Below are 21,270 nucleotides of genomic sequence, written 5' to 3'. Positions count from 1 at the left end.
CCCGCCGCCGCGCCGGATCCCGCTCCTGAGCGCCCGCCGCCATCGCATGCACCCGCCCTCCCTGCCACCAACCCGGGGAGACGCCCGTGTTTGAACTGATCATCGTACTTGCCCTGATTCTTGTGAACGGGTTCTTCGCCATGTCCGAAATGTCGGTCATGACCTCGCGCAAGAGCCGCCTCAAGCAGCAGGCCGCCACCAGCAAGCGCGCCCAGCGCGCACTGGAACTCTCTGAAAAACCTGAGAATTTCCTGTCCACGGTGCAGATCGGCATCACCCTGATCGGCATCCTTACCGGTGTCTACGGCGGTGAATCGATCGGCCTGATGATCGCCGGCTGGCTGCATGAGCTGGCCCCGGGCTTCGCCTATTCCGATTTCACCGGCAAGGCGCTGGCCGTTGCCCTGATCACCTATTTGACGCTGATCTTCGGCGAACTGGTCCCCAAACGTCTCGCCCTGACCCGCTCGGAGAACATCGCCGGCTTCGTTGCGGTGCCGATGAGCTGGCTGGCCCGCATTGCCGCCCCCGGCGTGTGGCTGCTGTCGCGTTCCACCCAACTGGTGCTGCGCGTGCTCGGCCTGGGCAAGACCGAGTCGGCGTCGGTCACGGAAGAGGAGATCCGCATGCTGGTGGCCGAGAGCCACGAGGCCGGCGTGATCGACACCCATGAGCGCGACATGATGAACCGCGTGATGCGCCTGGGCGACCGCACCGCCGACAGCCTGATGACCCCGCGCAACCGCATTGCCTGGCTGGACACCACCGCTGCGCCGGAGAAGAACCTGCAGGCGATGCGCGACCATGCGTTCTCGCGCTACCCCGTCTACCGCGGCCACGACCAGGACATCGCCGGCATCCTCGAGGTGAAGTCGCTGGTGACCCGCCTGGACGGCGGCAACGGCTCGCTGTTCGAGAACCTGCGCGAAACGCTGTACGTGTCCGAATCCACGCATGCGATGAAGCTGCTGGAAATCTTCCGCGAGGAACACCAGTCAATGGCGCTGGTCGTCGACGAGTACGGCGAAATCCAGGGCCTGGTGACCATTTCCGACCTGATGGGCGCCGTGGTCGGCCGCCTGCAGGCGGCCGAGAACACCGACGACGACGCGCTGGTGGTGACCCGCGCCGATGGCTCGCTGCTGGTCGACGGTTCGCTGCCGGTGGACGACCTGCAGGAGCTGATGGACGGCGCCAGCCTGCCCGACGCCGAGGATGGTGACTACTACACCCTGGCCGGCATGTGCATGCACTATTTCGGCCGCATTCCGCACGCTGGCGAGTTCTTCGACTGGGCCGGCTGGCGCATCGAGATCGTCGACCTGGACGGCGCCCGCATCGACAAGCTGTTGCTGCACCGCCTGCCGGAAGAAGATGCCGATGACACCACCGGCTGAGCAGGACGACCCGGCACTGGACAACGCCTACCAGAACGAGGGCATCCGCACCCTGCTGGGGATGTTCGAGAAGGGTGACCCGGCCGAGCAGCTGTCGCTGGGGCAGGTACTGCACGGATTGGAACAGAGCGCCTTCGGCATGTTCCTGTTCATCGCCATCCTGCCCGCCTTCATCCCGATCCCGGGCATTGGCGGCGCGGTCAGCGGCCCGTTGGTGCTATTGATCGGGCTGCAGCTGATCATCGGCCTGTCGCGCCCCTGGCTGCCAGGTTTCATCGCCCGGCGCGGCCCCAGGCGCGGCACGATGCACAAGTTCCTCAACCGGATCAGCCGCCCGCTGCAGCGCCTGGACCGGATGCTCAAACCCCGCCTGCCGCTGCTGATCGACCCGCTGCCGGCACGGATCCTGACCGGACTGTTGCTGATCCTGACCGGCATCCTGCTGAGCCTGCCGATCCCCTTCACCAACTATCTGTTCGGCTTCCAGTTGCTGTTGTTCGCGCTGGCACTGATCGAACGCGACGGCGCGTTGATGCTGTTCAACTGGATCGCCGCCATTGCCGGCGGCGTGTTCTTCGGCATGGGGTCCGGGCAACTGGTGAGCGGCGTGCTGGAGCTGTTCCAGCGCTGGACCGGCGGCTGAGCGCCCTGCTGCAACGCCTGTCGGGGTTCACCGGCTTCGCGGCCGAGGCCGCTCCTGCGCTGCGTCAACGATTGGCTTCGGTCCAGGCCTGCATCGCCAGCTCGAATGAACGCAGCCGCGCGCGGTGCTCGAAGATGTTGGCGGTCACCAGCATCTCGTCCGGGCGATGCCGCTCGGCGAAGGCCTTGAGCCCTTCGGCCACCTGCGCCGGATCACCCAGCACGGTGCAGGCCAACGCCCGCTCCACGCCCGACTTCTCGTGCGGCTCCCAGAACGCCTCGATGTCGTCCAGTGGCGGCGGAATCAGGCCCGGGCGACCGCGACGCAGGTTGACGAAACTCTGCTGCTGGGTGGTGAACAGCCGGCGTGACTCCGCCTCCGATGCACTGGCAACCACGTTCAAGGCGAGGATCACGTAGGGCTGTGACAGGCGCGCGGACGGGCGGAACTCGCGGCGATAGATCGCCACCGCCTCGTCCATGGCGTCCGGCGCGAAATGCGAGGCAAAGGCAAACGGCAGGCCCATGGCCGCCGACAGGCGCGCACTGAACAGGCTGGAACCCAGCAGCCACACCGGCACCTCGACGCCCGCGCCCGGTACCGCGCGCACGCTCTGCCCCGGCTCGGCCGGCTCGAAGTAATGCAGCAGTTCGGTGACATCCTGCGGGAACTGGTCGGCGCTGTCGAAGTAGCGGCGCAGCGCCCGCGCGGTGGCATGGTCGGTGCCCGGCGCACGGCCCAGCCCCAGGTCGATGCGGCCGGGATACAACGACGCCAGCGTGCCGAACTGCTCGGCCACCTGCAGCGGGGAGTGGTTGGGCAGCATGATGCCGCCGGCGCCGACACGGATGGTCGAGGTCCCACCGGCCACATGACCGATCAGCACCGAGGTCGCCGCACTGGCGATGCCCGGCATGTTGTGGTGCTCGGCCAGCCAGTAACGGCGATAGCCCCAGCGCTCGGCGTGCTGGGCCAGGTCGAGCATGTTGGCGAAGGCCTGGCGCGGGCCGGCGCCTTCGCAGACCGGCGCGAGATCAAGGATGGAAAGGGGGATCATGGTGCGGCTTCCAAAGACGATGCACGCAACATGGGGGAGCTGGATCGATTAAGGAACAGGCGAAGCCTGAACGCTGTTTTCCGCAGAACTCCCCTGCCCTGCCGCTTCAGGTACACGCCCGCAGGGAAATGCGCCTGCCCGGAGACGGCCTCGCCGTGCGGCTACCGGCCAACGGCCGTCGGGACGCCTCAGGCGGCCTGGCTGGCGTCGTGGTCGACCAGCGGCTGCAGCTGCGGGTCCAGCGCCACGCGTTCGTCGAACACGAAGCAGCGGCCGTCGTAGCCTTCGCCACCCACTTCCTCGAAATAGCCCAGGATGCCGCCATCGAGCTGCAGCACGTTGTGCATGCCGTCGTTCTGCATCCACAGCGCGGCCTTCTCGCAGCGGATACCACCGGTGCAGAAGCTGACCACGGTGGCGTCGGACAGTGCATCGCGGTGCGGCGCCAGGGCGGCCGGCAGGTCGGTGAACCTGGTGATCGGCAGGGTCAGCGCGCCGGCGAAGGTGCCGTGCGCGAACTCCTGCTCGTTGCGGGTATCGAGCATCACCACGCGCTTGCCATCATCGTCATGGCCCTGCCGCAGCCAGCGCTGCAGCGTGGCCGGGGCCACGCTCGGCGCGCGCGGGTAGTCCAGCGGCTGTCCGTCGTCACGGCGGAAGCTGATGATCTCCGGCTTGACCTTGGCCTTGAGCCGCGCGAACGGCTGCATCTGGCTGTAGCTGTACTTCACCCGCATGCCGGCGAAACGCGGCTCGGCGGTGAGCTGCGCATAGAACGCATCGATGCCTTCGCCGCTGCCGGCCAGGAACAGGTTGATGCCCTCTTCCGCCACCAGGATGGTGCCGCGCAGCGCCAGCGCCTCGGCGCGCTCGAGCAGGGTGGCGGTCAACGCCTCGGCATCGGCCAGGGCAACGAAATGGTAGGCGGCGGTATTGACGATCATGGCCGTATTGTAACGGCCGGCCGGGTTCAGCCGCGCAGCAGCATGAATGGCAGCAGCACCAGCGCGGCGGCCGCCAGCATGCCCAGCAGCACCAGGATCACGTACAGCGGGCGCTGCCTGAACAGGGAACCAAAGGTTTCAGCGGTGCCATCGCGCAGCGCTGCCTCACGCTCGCCGCGCACCCGTCGCGAGCGCTCGGCCTGGTAGTCGGCCATCAACGCCTTGGCACGCGGATGGTCGTCGTTCTCGCGCAGCCAGATGCCGCCATGCGAGATCCCCCACGGGCTGGGTTCGGTGCGGTACCAAGCGATGCCGTTGCGGTCGAGCAGCTCGCCGACTTCCTGGCGTTCGTCCTGACCGACATTGCGCAGATTGAGTAGCAGTTTGGCCATCGCGCCATGATACCCGGCAGCGATGCGCTACCCTTGCACGCCCTTTCCGCCGGAGCCCGTCATGCGCCGTCTGTTCATCCCGCTTCTGCTGTCCCTGCTCGCCGCTGGCTGCACGCCTCCGGGGCCGCCACCAGGGGGCAGCATCGCCACGTTCGAGCGCATCGACACCCAGCCGGGTACCGGTGCCGAAGCGGTGCCCGGCACCAAGGTCACCGTGCATTACACCGGGTGGCTGTACGACGAACGCACCGCCGACAAGCATGGCGAGAAGTTCGACAGCTCGCTCGACCGCGGCGAACCGTTCGCCTTCAACCTGGGCGAGAAGCAGGTCATCCGCGGCTGGGATGAAGGCGTTGCCGGCATGAAGGTCGGCGGCAAGCGCACGCTGATGATCCCGGCCGAGTATGGCTACGGCAACCGCCGCACCGGGCCGATCCCGGCCGGCTCCTCGCTGGTCTTTGACGTTGAACTGCTTGATGTCCAGCCCCGCTGAAAAACACGCCGTGGTGATCGGCGGTGGCCCGGCCGGGCTGTTCGCCGCCGAGCGGCTGCGCGCCGCCGGCCTGCAGGTGGACCTGTACGAGACCAAGGGCTCGCCGGGACGCAAGTTCCTGATCGCCGGCAAGGGGGGGCTCAACCTCACCCATTCCGACCCGCGCCCGCTGTTCGACAGCCGCTATCGCGAACGGCAGGCGCAGGTCGGCCGCTGGCTGGACGGCTTCGATGCCGAGGCACTGCGCCGTTGGGCGCAGGGGTTCGGCGTGGATACCTATGTAGGCAGTTCCGGGCGCGTGTTCCCGGTGGACCGCAAGGCCGCGCCATTGCTGCGGGGCTGGGTGCGCCGCCTGAAGGAACAGGGGGTGCGCTTCCATGTCCAGCACCACTGGCTGGGCTGGAATGGCGACGGCAGCCTGCGCCTGCGCAATGAGGACGGCGAGATCGGCGTGCACGCCGATGCCACCGTCCTGGCGCTGGGCGGCGGCAGCTGGCCGCAGCTCGGCTCCGATGGCGGTTGGACGACGGTGCTGCAGCAGCACGGCGTGGCCGTGGCACCGCTGCAATCGGCCAATTGCGGTTTCGACATCGACTGGAGCACGCATTTCCGGCAGCGCCATGCCGGTGCACCGCTCAAGCCGGTGATTGCGCATTGGCCGGACCTGCAGGGCCAGCCGCAGCAGCTCCAGGGCGAGTGCGTGATCAGCGAGTACGGCATTGAAGGCAGCCTGATCTATGCGCTGGCAGCCGACCTGCGCGAGACGCTCAACCGGCAGGGCCGGGCGCAGCTGGAACTGGACCTGGTCCCGGGCCGCGAGGAAGCACGCCTGCTCGCCGACCTCGGCCGGCCGCGCAAGGGCCGCAGCTTCGGCGAGCACCTGCGCCATGCGGCGGGGCTGGATGCGGTCAAGGCGGGGCTGCTGTTCGAAGTGCTGGGCAAGGACGCCGGCAATGACCTGCACGCGGTGGCGCGTACGCTCAAGCGCCTGCCGCTGCGTCTGCTGCGCCCGCGCCCGATGGCAGAGACCATCAGCACGGCAGGCGGTGTACGCCTGGAAGCCATGGACGACGGGCTGATGCTGACCGCCCTGCCCGGCGTGTTCTGCGCCGGCGAGATGCTGGACTGGGAAGCCCCGACCGGCGGCTACCTGCTCACCGCCTGCTACGCGAGCGGGCTGCGCGCTGCCGAAGGCGCGATCACCTGGTTGGCGCAGCGGTAAGGCGCAATACGCGGACGCCATCCCGGCCTGCCGGGAGCACATCGTCGCGAGCGCGCCGAGCCATGCGCGACGATGCTCTCCCGGTAGTACCGCAGCGGAGCATGGCTCCGCGCTGCCGGGGTCAGCGTTCCTTGCTTGCGCGCAGCGCGGCGATGCGCGAGGGCGGATTGAACGAATCGCTGCGTGCATCGGCCCAGTAGTCGCGGAACACGACATGTTCCGGCACCTTGTTCAGCAGTTCGCCCGGGGCCAGATAGCGGTACAGGCTGGAAAGCGAACGGATCTCCACCGGCGACACGCGGCGCAGGATATGCTCCGGGCCCAGCTCGGACGGATCGTTCAATCCGGCCGCGCCCAGCAGGTCGCGCAGCGCGCGCAGGGTGTTCTCGTGGTAACGGAACACGCGTTGCGCCTTGTCCACCGGCTCCAGGTGCCGCCAGCGGCTGGGATCCTGGGTGGCGATGCCGGTCGGGCACTTGTCGTTGTGGCAACTCAGCGACTGGATGCAGCCCAACGCGAACATGAAGCCACGCCCGGCATTGCACCAGTCCGCGCCCAGCGCGATGGTGCGCGCGATCTCGAACGCGCTGGTCACCTTGCCGGCAGCGCCCAGGCGCACGCGGTCGCGCAGGTTCAGGCCCACCAGCGTGTTGTGCACCAGGATCAGGGCTTCGTTCATCGGCACGCCGACGTGGTCGATGAACTCGGCCGGCGCTGCACCGGTGCCGCCTTCGGCGCCGTCGACGACGATGTAGTCCGGCAGCAACCCGGTTTCCTGCATGGCCTTGGCGATGCCGAACCATTCCCACGGATGGCCGATGGCCAGCTTGAAGCCCACCGGCTTGCCGCCGGACAGCTCGCGCAGCCGCGCCACGAACCGCAGCAGCTCGACCGGCGTGGAGAACGCCGAATGCTTGGATGGCGACACGCAGTCCACGCCCATCGGCACGCCACGCGTCTGCGAGATCTCGGCACTGACCTTGGCTGCCGGCAGCACGCCACCATGGCCCGGCTTGGCGCCCTGCGAGAGCTTGATCTCGATCATCTTGACCTGCTCAAGCCGGGCGTTCTCGACGAAGCGCTCCTCGCTGAAGCGGCCATTCTCGTCACGGCAGCCGAAGTACCCCGAGCCCAGTTCCCATACCAGGTCGCCGCCCTGTTCGCGGTGGTAGGGCGAGATCGAGCCTTCACCGGTGTCGTGGTAGAAGTTGCCCAGCTGCGCGCCCTTGTTGAGCGCGCGGATCGCATTGGCCGACAGCGAGCCGAAACTCATCGCCGAGATGTTGAACACGCTCGCCGAATACGGCTTGGCGCAATCGGCGCCGATGACCACGCGGAAATCATGATGCGGGATGCTGGTCGGCGAGAGTGAATGGTTGATCCATTCGTAATCCACCGCATAGGCACTGCGCAGCGTGCCGAACGGCACCACGTCCATCTCGTTGCGTGAACGCTGGTAGATCAACTGGCGCTGCTGGCGCGAGAACGGCACGTCCTCCAGGTCGCTCTGCACGAAATACTGGCGGATCTCCGGCCCGATCGACTCGAAGCCATAGCGGAAATGCGCCAGCACCGGATAGTTGCGCCGCAGGACACTGCGGCGCTGCAGCACATCCCAGGTGCCGAGCACCGACATCAGGCCAAACAGGGCCACGCCCCAGTACCAGGCAGGCCATTGGCTTGCCAGGGCCAGCGATACCGGCAACAGGATCAGTGCCAGCACATAAACCAGATAACGATGCATTACCGTCCTCGCGGTCGGGGATGGCGGATTCTACAACCGGTCGTCCACTGCCTGCCGGGGCCAGGCCGATTTCACGTCGTAGACCACCACGTCCGGCACACCCAAGGCACGGATGGCGTCGACATCCAGTTCACGGAACTGCCGGTGCGCCACCGCCAGCACCACCGCGTCGTATGCGCCGGCCGCGGGTTCATCGGCCAGCGTCACCCCGCCCATGTCGTGCGCGCCGCGCGGATCCGCCCATGGGTCGAAGGCATCGACCGAAGCACCCGCCGCGGACAGCATCTGCACCAGGTCCAGCGCGCGACTGTTGCGCAGGTCCGGACAGTCCTCCTTGAAGGTGACGCCAAGCACCAGCACGCGCGCACCGGACAATGCCTTGCCCTTGCCTTCGAGCAGCAACCGCACCCGCGTGACCACGTGCGCCACCACGCGATTGTTGACCTGGCGCGCGGTATGGATCAGGTCCGGGTGGTACCCCACGCTCTCGGACTTGTGCAGCAGGTAGTACGGGTCCACACCAATGCAATGCCCGCCGACCATGCCCGGGCGGAACGGCAGGAAGTTCCACTTGGTGCCCGCCGCCTCGAGGACATCGAGGGTGTCGATCTCCAGCTTGTCGAAGATCAGCGCCAGTTCGTTGACCAGCGCGATGTTCACGTCACGCTGGATGTTCTCCACCACCTTGGCCGCCTCGGCCACGCGGATCGACGGCGCCGGCCAGGTACCGGCGGTGATGATGCGCCGGTACAGCGCATCGACCACGTCGGCCGCTTCACGGGTGGAACCGGCGGTGATCTTGCGGATGTCCGGCAGGCGCCGCTGGCGGTCGCCCGGGTTGATCCGCTCGGGACTGTAGCCGCAGTAGAAGTCCTCGTTGAAACGCAGCCCCGAACCCTGCTCCAGCAGTGGCACGCAGACTTCCTCGGTGGTCCCCGGGTACACGGTGGACTCGTAGATCACCAGGTCACCGCGCTTGAGCACGCCGGCGATCAACGCGCTGGCGCGCCGCATCGGCTCCAGGTCAGGCTGCTCGTAGGCGTCGATGGGCGTGGGCACGGTGACGATGTAGACGTTGCGTGGCGCCAGCGCGGCGGCGTCGGCCGTGTAGCGGGCATGCACGCCTGCGGCCAGTTCATCGTCTTCCAGTTCCAGTGTGTGATCGTGCCCGGCCTGCAGCTCGGCCACGCGTGCGGCATCGATGTCGTACCCCAGCACGTCCAGCGTCTTGCCGAACTCCACCGCCAGCGGCAGGCCCACGTACCCCAGGCCGATGATGGCGATCCGCGGCTCGGCCGCAGCAGTAATCCGGGCGCTCATGCCGCTCCTGACAATACGAAGGTGGTGCCCGGGGCGGGGATCGAACCCGCATAGCCTTTCAGCTGAGGGATTTTAAGTCCCTTGCGTCTACCAGTTTCGCCACCCGGGCATCGCGATAGCGTGCCTGATCCGGCCGCAATTGTGAATTGCGGCCGGCGCGGCGGGCGGCGCCGGCATCAGATCGCGCGTGAATAGCGGGCCGGTTGCTGGGGTGCCTTCAGGTACCGGTCAAAGCACATCGCGATCAGGCGCAGCAGGGGGCGCCCCTGGCGCGTGGCGGCCACCACGCCATCCCGGCAACTGGCCAACCCGTCCTGCTCCAGGCGGCGCAGCGCCTGCAGCTCGTCGGCGAAGTAGCGGTCGAAGTCCACGCCATGGCGACGGCCCAATGCACGTCCGTCCACCCGGCCATGGCACATCAGCTCCTGGATCAGCGCCGCGCGCAGCACATCATCGGCATCCAGTTCCAGGCCACGCCAGACCGGCAAGCCACCCGCTTCCAGGCGCGCCTCCCAGTCCTTGAGATCACGCGGGTTCTGGCTGTAGCTGTTGTCGATGCGGCTGATGGCGCTCACCCCGAGCCCCAGCAGGTCGGTGTCGGCGTGCGTGGTGTAGCCCATGAAGTTGCGATGCAGGCTGCCCGCCCGCTGGGCGCGCGCGAGATCCTCTTCCGGCAGGGCGAAATGATCCATGCCGATGTACTGGTAACCGGCCGCCGACAGCCGTTCCACCGCCAGCCCCAGCAGGGCCAGCTTCTGGTCCGGATCGGGGAGGTCGGCATCGAGGATCTGGCGCTGCGCCTTGAACATGTGCGGCAGGTGCGCGTAGCCATAGATCGCCAGGCGATCCGGACGCACGGCCATCACGGTGTCGAGCGTGCGCCCGAAGCCGGCCAGCGTCTGCTTCGGCAGGCCGTAGATCAGGTCCACGTTGACCGAGCGCATGCCGCTGTCGCGGCAGGCCTGGAGGATGGCCATCGTGTCATCGACGCCCTGCACGCGGTTGATGGCGTGCTGCACGTCCGGATCGAAGTCCTGCACGCCAAGGCTGGCGCGGTTGAAGCCCAGCGCCGCCAGTCCGGCGATATCGGCCACGCTGACCGAACGGGGGTCCAGTTCGATGGAGAAATCACGCTCGGCGCGCGGGCTGAAACGAAAGCGCCTTCCCAGCCCTTCCAGCAGCCGCCGCAGCTGCGCCGGCTCCAGGAAGTTGGGCGTTCCGCCGCCGAGGTGCAGCTGGATGACTTCGCGGGCCGGGTCGAACAACGGCGCGGCGCGGTCCGCCTCGCGCAGCACCTGGTCCACGTAGTGCTCGCCCTTGCTGCGGTCACGGCTGATCACCCGGTTGCAGCCGCAGTAGAAGCAGGGGCTGGTGCAGTACGGGACATGCACGTAGAGCGAGAGCGGCCGCGCCGAGGTATTGCTGCGCGCGATGGCGGCCTGCAGCTGCGATTGGCCGTAGCCGTCATGAAAGTGCGGCGCCGTGGGATAGGAGGTGTAGCGCGGCCCGGGACGATCATGCCGGCGCAGCAGCTCCGGGTCGAAGGTCCAGCCCAGCGGGTTCAGCAGTACGGGATTCGTGTCCATGGCGCCAAGGATCTGCCAGCCGGGCTGGCCGCGCCTTGAGCCAGATCAATCCGGCCGCAGCCCATGGCTTGATCCAGATCAAGGCCTTCGGCGCGATCGCCTTCTAGGCTGCGGTCCTCGTCATTGCGCCCATCCATCGCGTACCCGCCTCCCCCACGGGCGCGCGGCACCGGCCCCGCTCCTCCCTCCGGAACCCATGAACGACATCGACCCTGCGCCGCCTTCATTACGCCCTGCCGCACAGCAACTTGGCGCGGTGCTCTGGCCCAGCTTCTTCGCCGCCGTGGTCGCCGCTGCGCTGTTCTTCTCGGTGGTCGACCCCCTGAAACTGGCCGCCATCAGCCTGCCGCAGCACGGCATCAGCCGCGAACTGGGCTACACCATCGGCTTTCTGCTGCTGTGGCTGGCCACCGCCTCGGCCAGCGCCGTCACCGCGCTGTTGCTGCGCCCGCGCAGGGATGCCGACGACGGAAGCGCCTTCGAATGAGCCTGTCGCAAGGCAAGCGCGCCCGCACCGCGCTGCGCACGGCCGTCGCGCTGGCGCTGCTGGCCGCGTTCTACCTGCTGCCGTGGCTGCGGCTGGACGGCCAGCCGATCCTGTTGCTGGACCTGTCGGCGCGGCGGTTCCATCTGTTCGGGTACAGCCTGCAGCCGGAGAACGCCCTGCCCCTGTTCTGGCTGGTCACCGCGGCCGCCGCATTGCTGTGCCTGGTCACGGTGATGTGCGGCCGGCTGTGGTGCAGCCATGTCTGTCCGCAGACCGTGCTGACCCGGGTATTCCGCAAGCTCGACCAGCTCACCGCCTTCGATGGCCCGGCCGCCCGCTTCGGGCCGGCGCTGCGGCACGTGCTATGGGCCGCCATCGCGCTGTGGACCGGCATCAGCTTCGTCGGCTACTTCAGCCCCATCGGCGGCCTGATCCATGACCTGACGCATTTTTCGCTGGGCATGTGGGAAGGCTTCTGGATCGTCTTCTACGCATTGGCCACCTGGGCCAACGTGGTCTACCTGCATGAACAGGTCTGCAGCCACCTGTGCCCCTACAGCCGCGTGCAGCACCTGATCACCGATGCACGCACGCCCACCGTCCGCTACATCGCCGCGCGCGGCGAGCCGCGCGGCCCACGCCCACACGGCGGTCCGAGCGTGCTGCATCGCTCGCGCGGGCTGCTCGACCCGGTGACCGCCAACGACTACGTGTTTCGTGCCGCCCATCCAGCGATTGCCGGCGCCTTGCCCAAGTTCAACCCCGAGCACCTGGGCGACTGCACCGATTGCGGGGCCTGCCTGCAGGCGTGCCCGATCCGGCTGGATATCCGCAATGGCCATTCCAGCCATTGCATCGAATGCGGCGCCTGCGAAGACGCCTGCGACGAGGCGATGGTGCTCCGGCATTTCCCCGAAGGCCTGATCCGACGCATGGCGCCGGAGCCGGACGGCGAGCAGGCCCCGCCCGCGCTGCGCATCAAACCCCTGCTGTTCACGGCCGCCATGCTGGTGGCGCTGGTACTGACCATCGTTACCGCCGGGGCGCCGTACTGAGGCTCGCCCTCTCGTGGAGGGCAGACACGAAAAAGCCGGCCCTGGGCCGGCTTTTCTGTTTCCACCCCCGCTGCGGGGAGTGGTGGGCGGTACAGGGTTCGAACCTGTGACCCCTACCATGTCAAGGTAGTGCTCTACCGCTGAGCTAACCGCCCCTGTCGCAACACGCGTGCATTGCGGTGGTGCTGCCCGCACCGGGGTACTGCTTCAACAAAAAGGCCGACCCGATGGCCGGCCTTTTTGGATGTCCACTCGACCCGATTCCGGGGAGTGGTGGGCGGTACAGGGTTCGAACCTGTGACCCCTACCATGTCAAGGTAGTGCTCTACCGCTGAGCTAACCGCCCGTCGCTGCAACAATTCACCGTTGCGAGGGCGCGTATCTTAACCAACCCGGCCCGGTTGGACAACCGTTTTCTGCAAAAATCTTCACGCTGGCCACCTCAGCCCAGATTGGCCTCCTTGAGCTTGTGGATCTGGTCGCGCACCCGGGCCGCGTCCTCGAACTCCAGGTCGCGGGCATGCTGGTACATCTTCTGTTCCAGCTCCTTGATCCGCGCCGCCAGTTTGCCCGGGTCCATTGGCAGGTAATCGGCCTCCGGCTCGGCCACGCGACGCCCCTTGCCCTTGACGCTGGACTTGGCCGAACCCTCCTCGTGCGCCCCTTCCAGGATGTCCACGATGGGCCGCGCCACCGAGCGGGGCACGATGCCGTGCAACTCGTTGTACTCCACCTGCTTCTGCCGGCGACGGTCGGTCTCGTCGATGGCCGCCTGCATCGAGCGGGTCATCTTGTCGGCGTACAGGATCGCCTTGCCGCGCACGTTGCGGGCGGCACGGCCGATGGTCTGGATCAACGAACCGGTCGAGCGCAGGAAGCCCTCCTTGTCCGCGTCCAGGATCGCCACCAGCGATACTTCCGGCATGTCCAGGCCCTCGCGCAGCAGGTTGATGCCGACCAGCACGTCGAACTTGCCCAGGCGCAGGTCGCGGATGATCTCCACCCGCTCCACCGTGTCCACGTCCGAGTGCAGGTAGCGCACCCGGATGCCGTGCTCGCCCAGGTACTCGGTGAGGTTCTCGGCCATGCGCTTGGTCAGCGTGGTGACCAGCACGCGGTCGCCCATCTTGATGCGCGCATTGCACTCGGACATCAGGTCATCGACCTGGGTGCCGACCGGGCGGATCTCCACCTGCGGATCGATCAGGCCGGTCGGGCGCACCACCAGCTCGGTGATCTCCTCGCCGGATTCGCGCAGCTCGTACGGGCCCGGCGTGGCCGACACGTAGATGCTGCGCGGCGAGCGCGCCTCCCATTCCTCGAACCGCAGCGGGCGGTTGTCCAGCGCCGAGGGCAGGCGGAAGCCGAACTCCACCAGCGTTTCCTTGCGCGAGCGGTCGCCCTTGTACATCGCGCCGATCTGCGGAATGGTGACGTGCGATTCGTCGATGACCAGCAAGGCGTCGGCCGGCAGGTAGTCGAACAGGGTCGGCGGCGGCTCGCCGGCAGCCTTGCCGGTGAGGTGGCGGGAGTAGTTCTCGATGCCGTTGCAGTAGCCGACCTCGGCCATCATCTCCAGGTCGAACTGGGTGCGCTGCGCCAGGCGCTGCGCTTCGACCAGCTTGTTCTGCGCGTACAGCAGCTCCAGCCGCTCCTTCAGCTCGACCTTGATGGTCTCGATCGCCGCCAGCACGCGCTCGCGTGTGGTCGCGTAATGCGTCTTGGGGTAGATGGTGTAGCGCTGCATCCTGCGCAGGCTTTCCCCGGTGAGCGGATCGAACATGCTCAGTTGCTCGATCTCGCCGTCGAACAGCTCGATGCGCACCGCCTCGCTGTCCAGTTCGGCCGGGAACACGTCGATCACCTCACCGCGCACGCGGAAGGTACCGCGCTGCAGTTCGTACTCATTGCGGGTGTATTGCAACTGGGTGAGATGCTTGATCAGGTCACGCTGGTCGATGCGCTCGCCCTTGGACAGGATCAGGCGCAAAGACAGGTAGTCCTCGGGCGCACCCAGGCCATAGATCGCCGAAACGGTGGCCACCACGATCGCGTCCGGTCGTGACAGCAGCGTCTTGGTCGCGGCCAGGCGCATCTGCTCGATGTGCTCGTTGATCGAACTGTCCTTCTCGATGAAGGTGTCCGAGGCCGGCACGTAGGCCTCCGGCTGGTAGTAGTCGTAATAGCTGACGAAGTACTCCACCGCGTTGTGCGGGAAGAACGCCTTGAACTCGCCGTACAACTGCGCGGCCAGGGTCTTGTTCGGCGCCATCACCAGCGTCGGCCGCTGGATCTGCTGCACGACGTTGGCGATGGTGTAGGTCTTGCCCGAGCCGGTCACGCCCAGCAGCGTCTGCTTGGCGATGCCCGCTTCGAAATTGGCCACCAGCTTCTCGATGGCGGCAGGCTGGTCACCGGCCGGAGCGTAAGGCGATACGAGCTGGAAGCTGTCGGACATGGGGAGGCCTTGCCTGCGTGGACTGCCCAGTATAGCGAGCCTGCCCTACCCGCCTCTGCGGCGTGGGATTAGGGCGACAGTCGGCCATCAGAAATATGAATGAAGCCCGCAGCACCCCACCATGGCCGCGCCACCTTCGGACGCCGCTACCATGGCCCCGCCGCAACCCAAGCAATCCCCTGGTGCCACCGCCCGGGGCATCACCCTCACCGAACTGTTGATCACCCTGGGGATCATGGCGATCCTGCTGGCACTGGCAGCGCCCGCGGTCTCGGGCGTGGTCACTCGGGTTCGAATCGAAACCAGCATGCACCTGCTGCACTCCCAACTGTCCATCGCGCGCAACACCGCCATCACGCGCCAGGTCACCGTTCGCGTCTGCCCCAGCCAGGACGGACTGCATTGCAGCCAGGACAGCAACTGGAACCGTCGCTGGCTCATGTTCCAGGCCCAACGGCAGGAGAAGCACCCCGCCAACCCGGCGGCGATCCTGCAGGTCACCGATCCACCGCGACTACCGGTAACTGCCGCAATCAGGTCCAGCATCGGGCGTCGCCATGCCCGCTTCCAACCGGATGGACGCAGCGGCGGCAGCAATCTCAGCATCTGCTTCTATGAGCGGGACCGGCCGCGCGGCAGGATCGTGATCAACAACCCGGGCAGGATCCGCGCCGAACGCACTTCATCCCCGCGCTCCTGCCCGTGATCATCGGCACAAAAGAATCGGCGCAAAGAAAAAGCCGCGATTGCTCGCGGCTTTTTCGAATCTGGCGCCCGAAGTTGGACTCGAACCAACGACCCCCTGATTAACAGTCAAGTGCTCTAACCGGCTGAGCTATTCGGGCGAGGAGGCGCATTGTACAGAGCCAGGCCAGATCCGGCAACACCCCGGACCCAGCTTACCAGCAGTCTGCCAGGTCACCCTTGCTTGCGCCCTTCTCCCCAGCCTGACTGAGGCTGAGGTTTCCGCACTTGTCCTTGAGTTGCCCACCCGCAGCGGTCGCCACGATCGTGATCGCACTGGCGGTGGCGTCCGGGCTGATCTCCAGCGTGTACCACGCCGCCCCACCCTCGCGCGGCGTCTGATCGTTCGGCAAGCCGAAACCTACGTACGTGTTGTTGACCGTGTGGTAACGCTCGGCCAGCTGCATGTACTCGGCCAGGTCCGCCTTGGCCTGGGCGCGGTGCGATTTGCGCACATGTTCGCTGTAGTTGGGAATTGCAATGGCGGCCAGAACGGCGATGACCGCAACCACGATCATCAGTTCGATCAAGGTGAAACCAGCCACCCGTGCATGAAGCTTGCCTGCAGATTTCATTGCCATTTTCCTCACCGAACCTGTCGCCACGATTGACGTCCGCACGGACGCGGCATGTACAGCGGGGGCGCACCATTGGCACGCAGCACGAACGTACATGTTTCACCCTGGATCTGCTTGTCGATCGTGCAAGCCGGGTCCGTGGGATCGCACGGTGTCAGGGGCGGCACGAAGATGGCGGAATCCTTGACCGGCGGCGATGTCGGATTCTTCGCGTTGTTCAGCGACACTCCACCGCAACTCCCGGTGCACACGGCTTCACCACCCGGGGTGAGGCTGAGGCCAGACAGGCCACCGGCGCCCGTCAGGACGTCCAGCCCATACAACCAGTTGATACCACCACCCGCGCCACATTGCGCCTCAGCCGTCGTGAAGGTGGTGAAGAACACCTTGCCGTTCTGGATGCTGGGCGTACCAATGACGCGCTCACCCTTGGCCTCGCCGCCGATCACCTGCAGATCGACGTACCAGCCGCGCTTGGTCACGTAGTTGACCGGGTTGGAGGTCACGCCGCGCACCTCGAGGTCCGAGTCGCTGGTTGCCGCGAGCAACGACTGTCCCACCAGGGAGCCACGCCCACCAGTAATCGCGGTGGAGCGGTTGTCCACGATGCCGTAGATGCTCTGGACGGGCAGCCCGGTACCGCCGGTATTGTCACCCACGGCAAAGTACCGACCGGTCCCGAAGAAGATGCTGACACCACCGCCGGGCCCACTGGAGGCCTCCAGGCCACCGGTGATCGGCTGTGCGGCACCATCCTTTTCCGCGGTGAACAGCGGCGTTCCGCTGAACGCGACGTTCCAATCGGCCGGATCGACGCTGGAGATGTCGTACTTCCACAGGTTGCCCTGCATGTCTCCCGCGTAAATGGTGTCAGCCACGCCATTGCCGTTGTTCAGCGCGACCGCCGCCACGTTCATCACACCATTGCGCCCGGCATAGGCGGCATCGGTGGGCGTCAGCTTCTTGAGTACTTCGCCGGTCTGGATGTCAACGACGAACAGGACCGGCCGGCCACTGCTGGAGTTCACGCCATTGCCGAACACGCTGACAAAGCGCACACCGGAAGCGCTGGCGATCGGGACGATGGCAGGCTTGGCCAGGGCAAAACCCATGTCACTGTCATTCTTCCCTGAAATCTCCCAGAGCACCTTGGTCTGGTCGAACGAGGAAGGTGCGGTGACATCCAGGCCAAACACCGAGCCAGCGCCGGCCAGGCTTGCCGAAGGCGCCACGGATGCGCCGCCGGCACCGGTCGAACCCACCAGCACCGTGTGCCAGGCCGAGTCGAAGTGGGCGTCGGCAACCGTGATCAGGCCATCCACGTAGTAACGATGCGCGTAGGTCGGATTGGCCAATTCGGCGATGTGCGAAAGCGAGCCATACGGAATGAAGGCGAAGCGCTCCGTGCCACCCGCAGCACCATCCGTCGCATCGAAGGCATGCAACATGCCATCGTTCGCGCCCACGTACACCATCGGCGGCGCGCCGGTGAGCTTCGTCGTCAGGTAGGACTTGTAGGACGTGCCGAGCGGCGCCTTCCAGCCCACGTCGGTCTGCGTCGCCCATGCACCGTAGCCGTAATCATCGTTCCGCGAAACAACCACGGGCGAGGAATTGACGATGTCACCCATGATCGTCGAACGCGAGCGCAAGCCACTGACCACGCCCCCCTTGAGGTAGCTGACCAGCGTATCGACCGTGCGCGTGCCAAACCAGGTCGGCACCGTTTCCAGCCCCATCGCCGCCAACTTCTGTTCGCGACTGTTACCCGGGACGTTCGCCGAAGTGAACTCCGCCGCCGACACCGGGACGTTGGTCGAGCCGGAAACACTGTTGGGCGCGGTCGCCATGTAGATACGACGCGCACTTGGATCCAGCTTTGCCGCGGCACTCCAGATCTGTGCACCGTCCGTGCCATCACTCTGCACACGCGTGGCCACGACGTCACCGGTCCAGTCGTTGGAATCCACCGGCACGCTGTAGCTGGCGGCAACGGTGAGGGAGTTGCTGGAAATACGTGCACCGGCCGCACCACCGGACACCGGCGCCTTGCTGCCTGCGGCTTTCTCGAAGATCTCACCGAGACGCTCGCGCAGCTTGGTCGGGTTGCGGGCCAGGAAGTAGTTGTCCGGCGACCCGGCCTCGCGGGTATCCCACTCGCCCGGATCCGGCTTGCCATTGCCATTGAGGTCGGTGAAACCGCCGTACTTGGCGGCGTACCACAGCGGGCTCTCGAGCACGCCCGCACTGCTGGCGCCCAATGTATATCGGCGCACCTGCGCCTGGGTCCAGTTCGTCGGAGCGGTGTCGGTCGACGTCAGTACCGAGCCGTTGCTGTTGCCCGGCCGCAGCAGGATGCGCTGGACGCCGTCGCTGTTCGAGCCGGAAACGGCGTAACCGGTGAGCATCGCGTTGCCCGCATAGGCAGACAGGTTCTCGACGCGAACCAGTACCTCGTTCTCACCCACGTTCAACGTACCGGCTGCACAGCCACCACCGGATGCACGCCAGCAGATGTCCTTCGTGGTGGACTTGTTCTGCGGATTGAGGCCGGAGTCATTGCACGCCGCACCGATGCAATAGGTGAGCATGGTGACCACGTCATTATCGTGGTCGTTGCCCCACAACGAGTCCTCCCAGACCAGCGAGAAGCTGCCGGCCTTGCCATTTGCCAGCAGCGGCCTGCCGTAAACATGTTTCGGATTGACCGTGGCCGTCTTCGGACCAACGCCAACCGAGCCCAGGAAGCAACTGCGCCACCCGCTACTTGCGGCTGTCGCGCCCCCGGAATTGTTCGCCTGGCACAGCGGCGACAACGAGATCTTGCCCGTACCCAACGTGATCTCGAACTTCGGCAGGGTTTCCGCCAGTGCTACCGCATAGGTCTGCGCGGTCACCTTGTAGGTATCGGGCTTGTCCTGGAGGCCCGGGCGCAGATCGGTGGTCGCTGCCGCGTAGGCCAGGCCCGCCATCTGGTAGCCGCCCTCCATGGACGGGATATCCGGGCAGATGCCGCGCACCAGCCCCAACTGGGTTACCGATTTGCTGGTGCAGATATCCTCGTGGGTATTCATCGAGGCCCAGCGCGGCGTTTCCTGAACCCGGCCCACCATGTAGCTCTTGTTGCTGATGCCCTCATCGTCGCCGAGACGATTCGTCGCCGCCGCGGCACCCTCCAGGTGCGGCACGGACTGGACGTTGTCACTGTCAAAGGACGGCAGGCCCGACGACATCACCAGGATGTTGCAGGCGGCACAGTAGGAATTGCCGCCCTGCGCCGGCAACCGATAGGGATCCGCCCAGCTCACCGTCTTGGGCAGGCCCGCCTGGTCGCCGCTTGCACTGTAGGTGCCGGCACGCGTGTTGCCGATATCACCGACGTAGCGCAACGCCTCGGAATACATTTCCGCAAGCGGATTGCCCCATGCACTGCACTGATAACTGCCGCTGCCCGTGGTGCCCGGATCCTTCAGGTTGCCGTTGCCACTCTGCCCCTGACGATTGAGGATGCCGTAGGTATTGCAGTCACTCCAGTTGTTGCTGTAGTTCCAGCCCTGCAGGTTGAAGTTGGAGATGGTCTGGATGACGCTGCCAACGTTGTCGGCGGCGCCGGTGCAGAACTGACCCGTGGAGAGGTTGATCTCGTCCCCCGAGTTCGCCGTACAGTTGCCGGTCGAATTGCCCGCCAGCTTGCCGATGTTCTTGCGCAGCACGCCGCCATCACGCGGATTGGAATACGTGCCTGAAATCAGGCCGAAGCGCAGGCGTCCGCTTTCACCATACTGCTGCAGCAAGCCCACCGACTTGTACGTATCGGTGGTGCCATTGCTGTATTTCTGGCAGAAGCTCTCGCGGCGGTCACTCGCGTTGGCGGCGGGGTCGCAGACCTCCACGCGCACATTGAAGTCCGTCGTCTGGGTCGGGGTGTCTGCACTGCCCTCGCCTGAACGGCCCTTGCCGCACTGGTAGGACGCGGTTGCCGCCCATTCGGACCAGTTGCCACTGGCCGCACGCATCAGCGGCGCGCCACCCGAGGCAATGGTCGCGTTGCAGAACGAGTAGGTCCCGCTGTACGGCGTCAGCTGGCTGAGGTCCGACCCGCTGTACACCTTGACCCAGGCATGCAGGTCGTTCGGGATGGATGCACGTTCGAGGATGGTCTGGGTGGTCGAATCAACGCTGCGCTGACCGCCGTAGAGCACCTGGCGCAGGATATCCAGCCGGCTCATCGTCGCCCAGTTCAGGAAGTTGCCCGACCAGCGACCGGTGCTGCTTCCGCAATAGCGCGCCGGGGTGCCGGTTGCCTTGCCTACCGCCTTGAACACGCCGCCGCTGTAGTTGTAGCAGAAGGTCGAGTCGAAATAGCCCGCGTACTCGAACGAGTTCTTGTACGTGGTATCGATACCGTCGTTCGCTTCCGGGTCCAGGTCGGTGTAGTCGCTGTACGCCTTGTTGAACAACTGCTCGTCGCGCGACATCACCATCATCATCAACGGTGGCTGCGACTGGGCAAGGTACAAGGGTGATTGGGAGAGGTTGTAGTCCCCCTGCGCCGCCGGCAACGTCGCGACCACCGCGATCACGCCGCCGACCATTCCCAGGCCCGCCGTCAGCTTGACCCACGTCGAGCCGAAGAGTTTCGAGAAAGAGCGCTTGGTATTCATGGGATGAAGATCGTGTCGATGACCGCCGTGGAAGAGGCGTTCGCGTTATCGTCGCTGGCCAGAACCGTGATTTCGTAGATGTTGCCGGTCTGCTCGTTGAGCTTGGTGCCGATTTTCGAACTGGAGGAACCGAAACAGGTATCGATCCGCCGCGTGTAGGTGGCGGTCGCCGTGTCCACGCCCTCGGCCCAGGTCTGGGGATCGAAGACCGGGGAGCAGACCTCCTGGTTGGCCGCATAAGTCCCCGATGCCCCCGTCACCGCGGCATTGATGGCGGCCTCGACGCTGCGTGCCGACTCTTCGGCCAGCTGGAACGATTGATTCGTTCGCATGTAATTGGCGGACATGCGCTCCTGCATGTTCGTCACCCGCATGGCAACGACGCCAATCAGTGCGAGCAGCACCAGGATGATCAACGCGATGTACAACACCACGCCACGCTGCTGCCTGTGACCACCCCGCAAACCCTTCATCCGCTTCATGGCG

General features: G+C 66.1%; 17 protein-coding genes and 4 tRNA genes. 7 read left to right on the top strand and 14 right to left on the bottom strand.

Annotation, left to right across the window (positions count from 1 at the left end; genetic code table 11):
- The first annotated feature begins 86 nt into the window (after nt 1-86).
- Both ACIPR8_RS05135 and ACIPR8_RS05130 read left to right on the top strand, forming a co-directional pair.
- Nucleotides 87-1,397, top strand: a complete 1,311-nt coding sequence (locus ACIPR8_RS05135) for a hemolysin family protein (protein WP_132862712.1) — start codon at nt 87-89, stop codon at nt 1,395-1,397.
- Nucleotides 1,381-2,040, top strand: coding sequence for an exopolysaccharide biosynthesis protein (locus ACIPR8_RS05130; RefSeq protein WP_132862711.1), 660 nt, complete (start codon nt 1,381-1,383; stop codon nt 2,038-2,040). Before ACIPR8_RS05135 ends, ACIPR8_RS05130 begins: the two co-directional genes overlap by 17 nt.
- A gap of 64 nt (nt 2,041-2,104) precedes the next feature.
- On the opposite strand, the gene ACIPR8_RS05125 is transcribed toward ACIPR8_RS05130, so the two are convergent.
- The 3 genes from ACIPR8_RS05125 to ACIPR8_RS05115 all read right to left on the bottom strand — a co-directional run bounded on the left by ACIPR8_RS05125 (nt 2,105) and on the right by ACIPR8_RS05115 (nt 4,433).
- Nucleotides 2,105-3,097: an LLM class flavin-dependent oxidoreductase gene (locus ACIPR8_RS05125; protein ID WP_192288072.1), complete on the bottom strand. Its 993-nt coding sequence runs from the start codon at nt 3,095-3,097 to the stop codon at nt 2,105-2,107.
- A 188-nt stretch (nt 3,098-3,285) separates the two neighbouring features.
- Entirely contained in the window at nt 3,286-4,041 is a 756-nt protein-coding gene (locus ACIPR8_RS05120) for a sulfurtransferase (protein WP_446540336.1), read from the bottom strand.
- A gap of 26 nt (nt 4,042-4,067) precedes the next feature.
- On the bottom strand, nt 4,068-4,433 hold the full coding sequence (locus ACIPR8_RS05115) for a DUF6164 family protein (RefSeq protein ID WP_132862708.1): 366 nt from the start codon (nt 4,431-4,433) through the stop codon (nt 4,068-4,070).
- Between the two features lie 61 nt (nt 4,434-4,494).
- Between ACIPR8_RS05115 and ACIPR8_RS05110 the strand changes: the two genes are divergently transcribed.
- Together ACIPR8_RS05110 and ACIPR8_RS05105 are read left to right on the top strand one after the other, a co-directional pair.
- The gene (locus ACIPR8_RS05110; protein ID WP_192288069.1) at nt 4,495-4,926 is read left to right on the top strand and encodes an FKBP-type peptidyl-prolyl cis-trans isomerase; all 432 of its coding nucleotides are present in this window, start codon (nt 4,495-4,497) and stop codon (nt 4,924-4,926) included.
- Nucleotides 4,910-6,148, top strand: a complete 1,239-nt coding sequence (locus ACIPR8_RS05105) for a TIGR03862 family flavoprotein (RefSeq protein ID WP_446540335.1) — start codon at nt 4,910-4,912, stop codon at nt 6,146-6,148. Before ACIPR8_RS05110 ends, ACIPR8_RS05105 begins: the two co-directional genes overlap by 17 nt.
- Nucleotides 6,149-6,269: 121 nt before the next feature.
- Here the strand turns inward: ACIPR8_RS05105 and ACIPR8_RS05100 are convergent, their stop codons facing one another.
- From ACIPR8_RS05100 to hemN, 4 genes are all read right to left on the bottom strand, one after another.
- Complete coding sequence (locus ACIPR8_RS05100) at nt 6,270-7,892, bottom strand: FMN-binding glutamate synthase family protein (RefSeq protein ID WP_446540334.1); 1,623 nt, start codon at nt 7,890-7,892, stop codon at nt 6,270-6,272.
- A 30-nt stretch (nt 7,893-7,922) separates the two neighbouring features.
- Nucleotides 7,923-9,212, bottom strand: coding sequence for a nucleotide sugar dehydrogenase (locus ACIPR8_RS05095; RefSeq protein ID WP_323439434.1), 1,290 nt, complete (start codon nt 9,210-9,212; stop codon nt 7,923-7,925).
- 22 nt (nt 9,213-9,234) lie between these two features.
- Nucleotides 9,235-9,321: transfer RNA gene (locus ACIPR8_RS05090), tRNA-Leu, on the bottom strand.
- Between the two features lie 67 nt (nt 9,322-9,388).
- Nucleotides 9,389-10,798, bottom strand: a complete 1,410-nt coding sequence (gene hemN, locus ACIPR8_RS05085; RefSeq protein ID WP_446540333.1) for an oxygen-independent coproporphyrinogen III oxidase — start codon at nt 10,796-10,798, stop codon at nt 9,389-9,391.
- A 196-nt stretch (nt 10,799-10,994) separates the two neighbouring features.
- Here hemN and ACIPR8_RS05080 point away from each other — a divergent pair, with 196 nt between their 5' ends.
- Together ACIPR8_RS05080 and ACIPR8_RS05075 are read left to right on the top strand one after the other, a co-directional pair.
- Nucleotides 10,995-11,285: a hypothetical protein gene (locus ACIPR8_RS05080; RefSeq protein WP_132862702.1), complete on the top strand. Its 291-nt coding sequence runs from the start codon at nt 10,995-10,997 to the stop codon at nt 11,283-11,285.
- Nucleotides 11,282-12,340: a 4Fe-4S dicluster domain-containing protein gene (locus ACIPR8_RS05075; RefSeq protein WP_446540332.1), complete on the top strand. Its 1,059-nt coding sequence runs from the start codon at nt 11,282-11,284 to the stop codon at nt 12,338-12,340. Before ACIPR8_RS05080 ends, ACIPR8_RS05075 begins: the two co-directional genes overlap by 4 nt.
- A gap of 80 nt (nt 12,341-12,420) precedes the next feature.
- Here the strand turns inward: ACIPR8_RS05075 and ACIPR8_RS05070 are convergent.
- The 3 genes from ACIPR8_RS05070 to uvrB form a co-directional block, all read right to left on the bottom strand.
- Nucleotides 12,421-12,495: transfer RNA gene (locus ACIPR8_RS05070), tRNA-Val, on the bottom strand.
- 116 nt (nt 12,496-12,611) lie between these two features.
- Nucleotides 12,612-12,686: transfer RNA gene (locus ACIPR8_RS05065), tRNA-Val, on the bottom strand.
- Between the two features lie 96 nt (nt 12,687-12,782).
- Nucleotides 12,783-14,798 carry an excinuclease ABC subunit UvrB gene (uvrB, locus tag ACIPR8_RS05060; RefSeq protein ID WP_313251362.1) on the bottom strand — a complete coding sequence of 672 codons (2,016 nt, stop codon included), beginning with the start codon at nt 14,796-14,798 and terminating at the stop codon, nt 12,783-12,785.
- Between the two features lie 151 nt (nt 14,799-14,949).
- On the opposite strand from uvrB, the gene ACIPR8_RS05055 reads away from it, so the two are divergent.
- The gene (locus tag ACIPR8_RS05055; protein ID WP_446540331.1) at nt 14,950-15,504 is read left to right on the top strand and encodes a GspH/FimT family pseudopilin; all 555 of its coding nucleotides are present in this window, start codon (nt 14,950-14,952) and stop codon (nt 15,502-15,504) included.
- Between the two features lie 62 nt (nt 15,505-15,566).
- On the opposite strand, the gene ACIPR8_RS05050 is transcribed toward ACIPR8_RS05055, so the two are convergent.
- The 4 genes from ACIPR8_RS05050 to ACIPR8_RS05035 form a co-directional block, all read right to left on the bottom strand.
- Nucleotides 15,567-15,643 (bottom strand) — tRNA-Asn (locus tag ACIPR8_RS05050).
- Nucleotides 15,644-15,697: 54 nt separating this feature from the next.
- Entirely contained in the window at nt 15,698-16,117 is a 420-nt protein-coding gene (locus tag ACIPR8_RS05045; RefSeq protein ID WP_446540330.1) for a type IV pilin protein, read from the bottom strand.
- 11 nt (nt 16,118-16,128) lie between these two features.
- Nucleotides 16,129-20,784 carry a pilus assembly protein gene (locus tag ACIPR8_RS05040; protein ID WP_446540329.1) on the bottom strand — a complete coding sequence of 1,552 codons (4,656 nt, stop codon included), beginning with the start codon at nt 20,782-20,784 and terminating at the stop codon, nt 16,129-16,131.
- Nucleotides 20,781-21,266 carry a pilus assembly PilX family protein gene (locus tag ACIPR8_RS05035; RefSeq protein ID WP_323439415.1) on the bottom strand — a complete coding sequence of 162 codons (486 nt, stop codon included), beginning with the start codon at nt 21,264-21,266 and terminating at the stop codon, nt 20,781-20,783. Before ACIPR8_RS05035 ends, ACIPR8_RS05040 begins: the two co-directional genes overlap by 4 nt.
- Between the last annotated feature and the right edge of the window lie 4 nt (nt 21,267-21,270).

The organism is Stenotrophomonas sp. LARHCG68, from assembly GCF_052871705.1.
The sequence above is the reverse complement of the archived record's forward strand: the minus strand, read 5'-3'. Positions and strand labels throughout refer to the sequence as shown.

What these genes read in the sequence shown, in the direction of transcription:
- ACIPR8_RS05130 (WP_132862711.1), top strand. Translation starts at nt 1,381, where the DNA reads ATGACACCACCGGCTGAGCAGGACGACCCGGCACTGGACAACGCCTAC.
- ACIPR8_RS05125 (WP_192288072.1), bottom strand. Translation starts at nt 3,097, where the DNA reads ATGATCCCCCTTTCCATCCTTGATCTCGCGCCGGTCTGCGAAGGCGCC.
- ACIPR8_RS05120 (WP_446540336.1), bottom strand. Translation starts at nt 4,041, where the DNA reads ATGATCGTCAATACCGCCGCCTACCATTTCGTTGCCCTGGCCGATGCC.
- ACIPR8_RS05115 (WP_132862708.1), bottom strand. Translation starts at nt 4,433, where the DNA reads ATGGCCAAACTGCTACTCAATCTGCGCAATGTCGGTCAGGACGAACGC.
- ACIPR8_RS05110 (WP_192288069.1), top strand. Translation starts at nt 4,495, where the DNA reads ATGCGCCGTCTGTTCATCCCGCTTCTGCTGTCCCTGCTCGCCGCTGGC.
- ACIPR8_RS05105 (WP_446540335.1), top strand. Translation starts at nt 4,910, where the DNA reads ATGTCCAGCCCCGCTGAAAAACACGCCGTGGTGATCGGCGGTGGCCCG.
- ACIPR8_RS05100 (WP_446540334.1), bottom strand. Translation starts at nt 7,892, where the DNA reads ATGCATCGTTATCTGGTTTATGTGCTGGCACTGATCCTGTTGCCGGTA.
- ACIPR8_RS05095 (WP_323439434.1), bottom strand. Translation starts at nt 9,212, where the DNA reads ATGAGCGCCCGGATTACTGCTGCGGCCGAGCCGCGGATCGCCATCATC.
- hemN (WP_446540333.1), bottom strand. Translation starts at nt 10,798, where the DNA reads ATGGACACGAATCCCGTACTGCTGAACCCGCTGGGCTGGACCTTCGAC.
- ACIPR8_RS05080 (WP_132862702.1), top strand. Translation starts at nt 10,995, where the DNA reads ATGAACGACATCGACCCTGCGCCGCCTTCATTACGCCCTGCCGCACAG.
- ACIPR8_RS05075 (WP_446540332.1), top strand. Translation starts at nt 11,282, where the DNA reads ATGAGCCTGTCGCAAGGCAAGCGCGCCCGCACCGCGCTGCGCACGGCC.
- uvrB (WP_313251362.1), bottom strand. Translation starts at nt 14,798, where the DNA reads ATGTCCGACAGCTTCCAGCTCGTATCGCCTTACGCTCCGGCCGGTGAC.
- ACIPR8_RS05055 (WP_446540331.1), top strand. Translation starts at nt 14,950, where the DNA reads ATGGCCCCGCCGCAACCCAAGCAATCCCCTGGTGCCACCGCCCGGGGC.
- ACIPR8_RS05045 (WP_446540330.1), bottom strand. Translation starts at nt 16,117, where the DNA reads ATGAAATCTGCAGGCAAGCTTCATGCACGGGTGGCTGGTTTCACCTTG.
- ACIPR8_RS05040 (WP_446540329.1), bottom strand. Translation starts at nt 20,784, where the DNA reads ATGAATACCAAGCGCTCTTTCTCGAAACTCTTCGGCTCGACGTGGGTC.
- ACIPR8_RS05035 (WP_323439415.1), bottom strand. Translation starts at nt 21,266, where the DNA reads ATGAAGCGGATGAAGGGTTTGCGGGGTGGTCACAGGCAGCAGCGTGGC.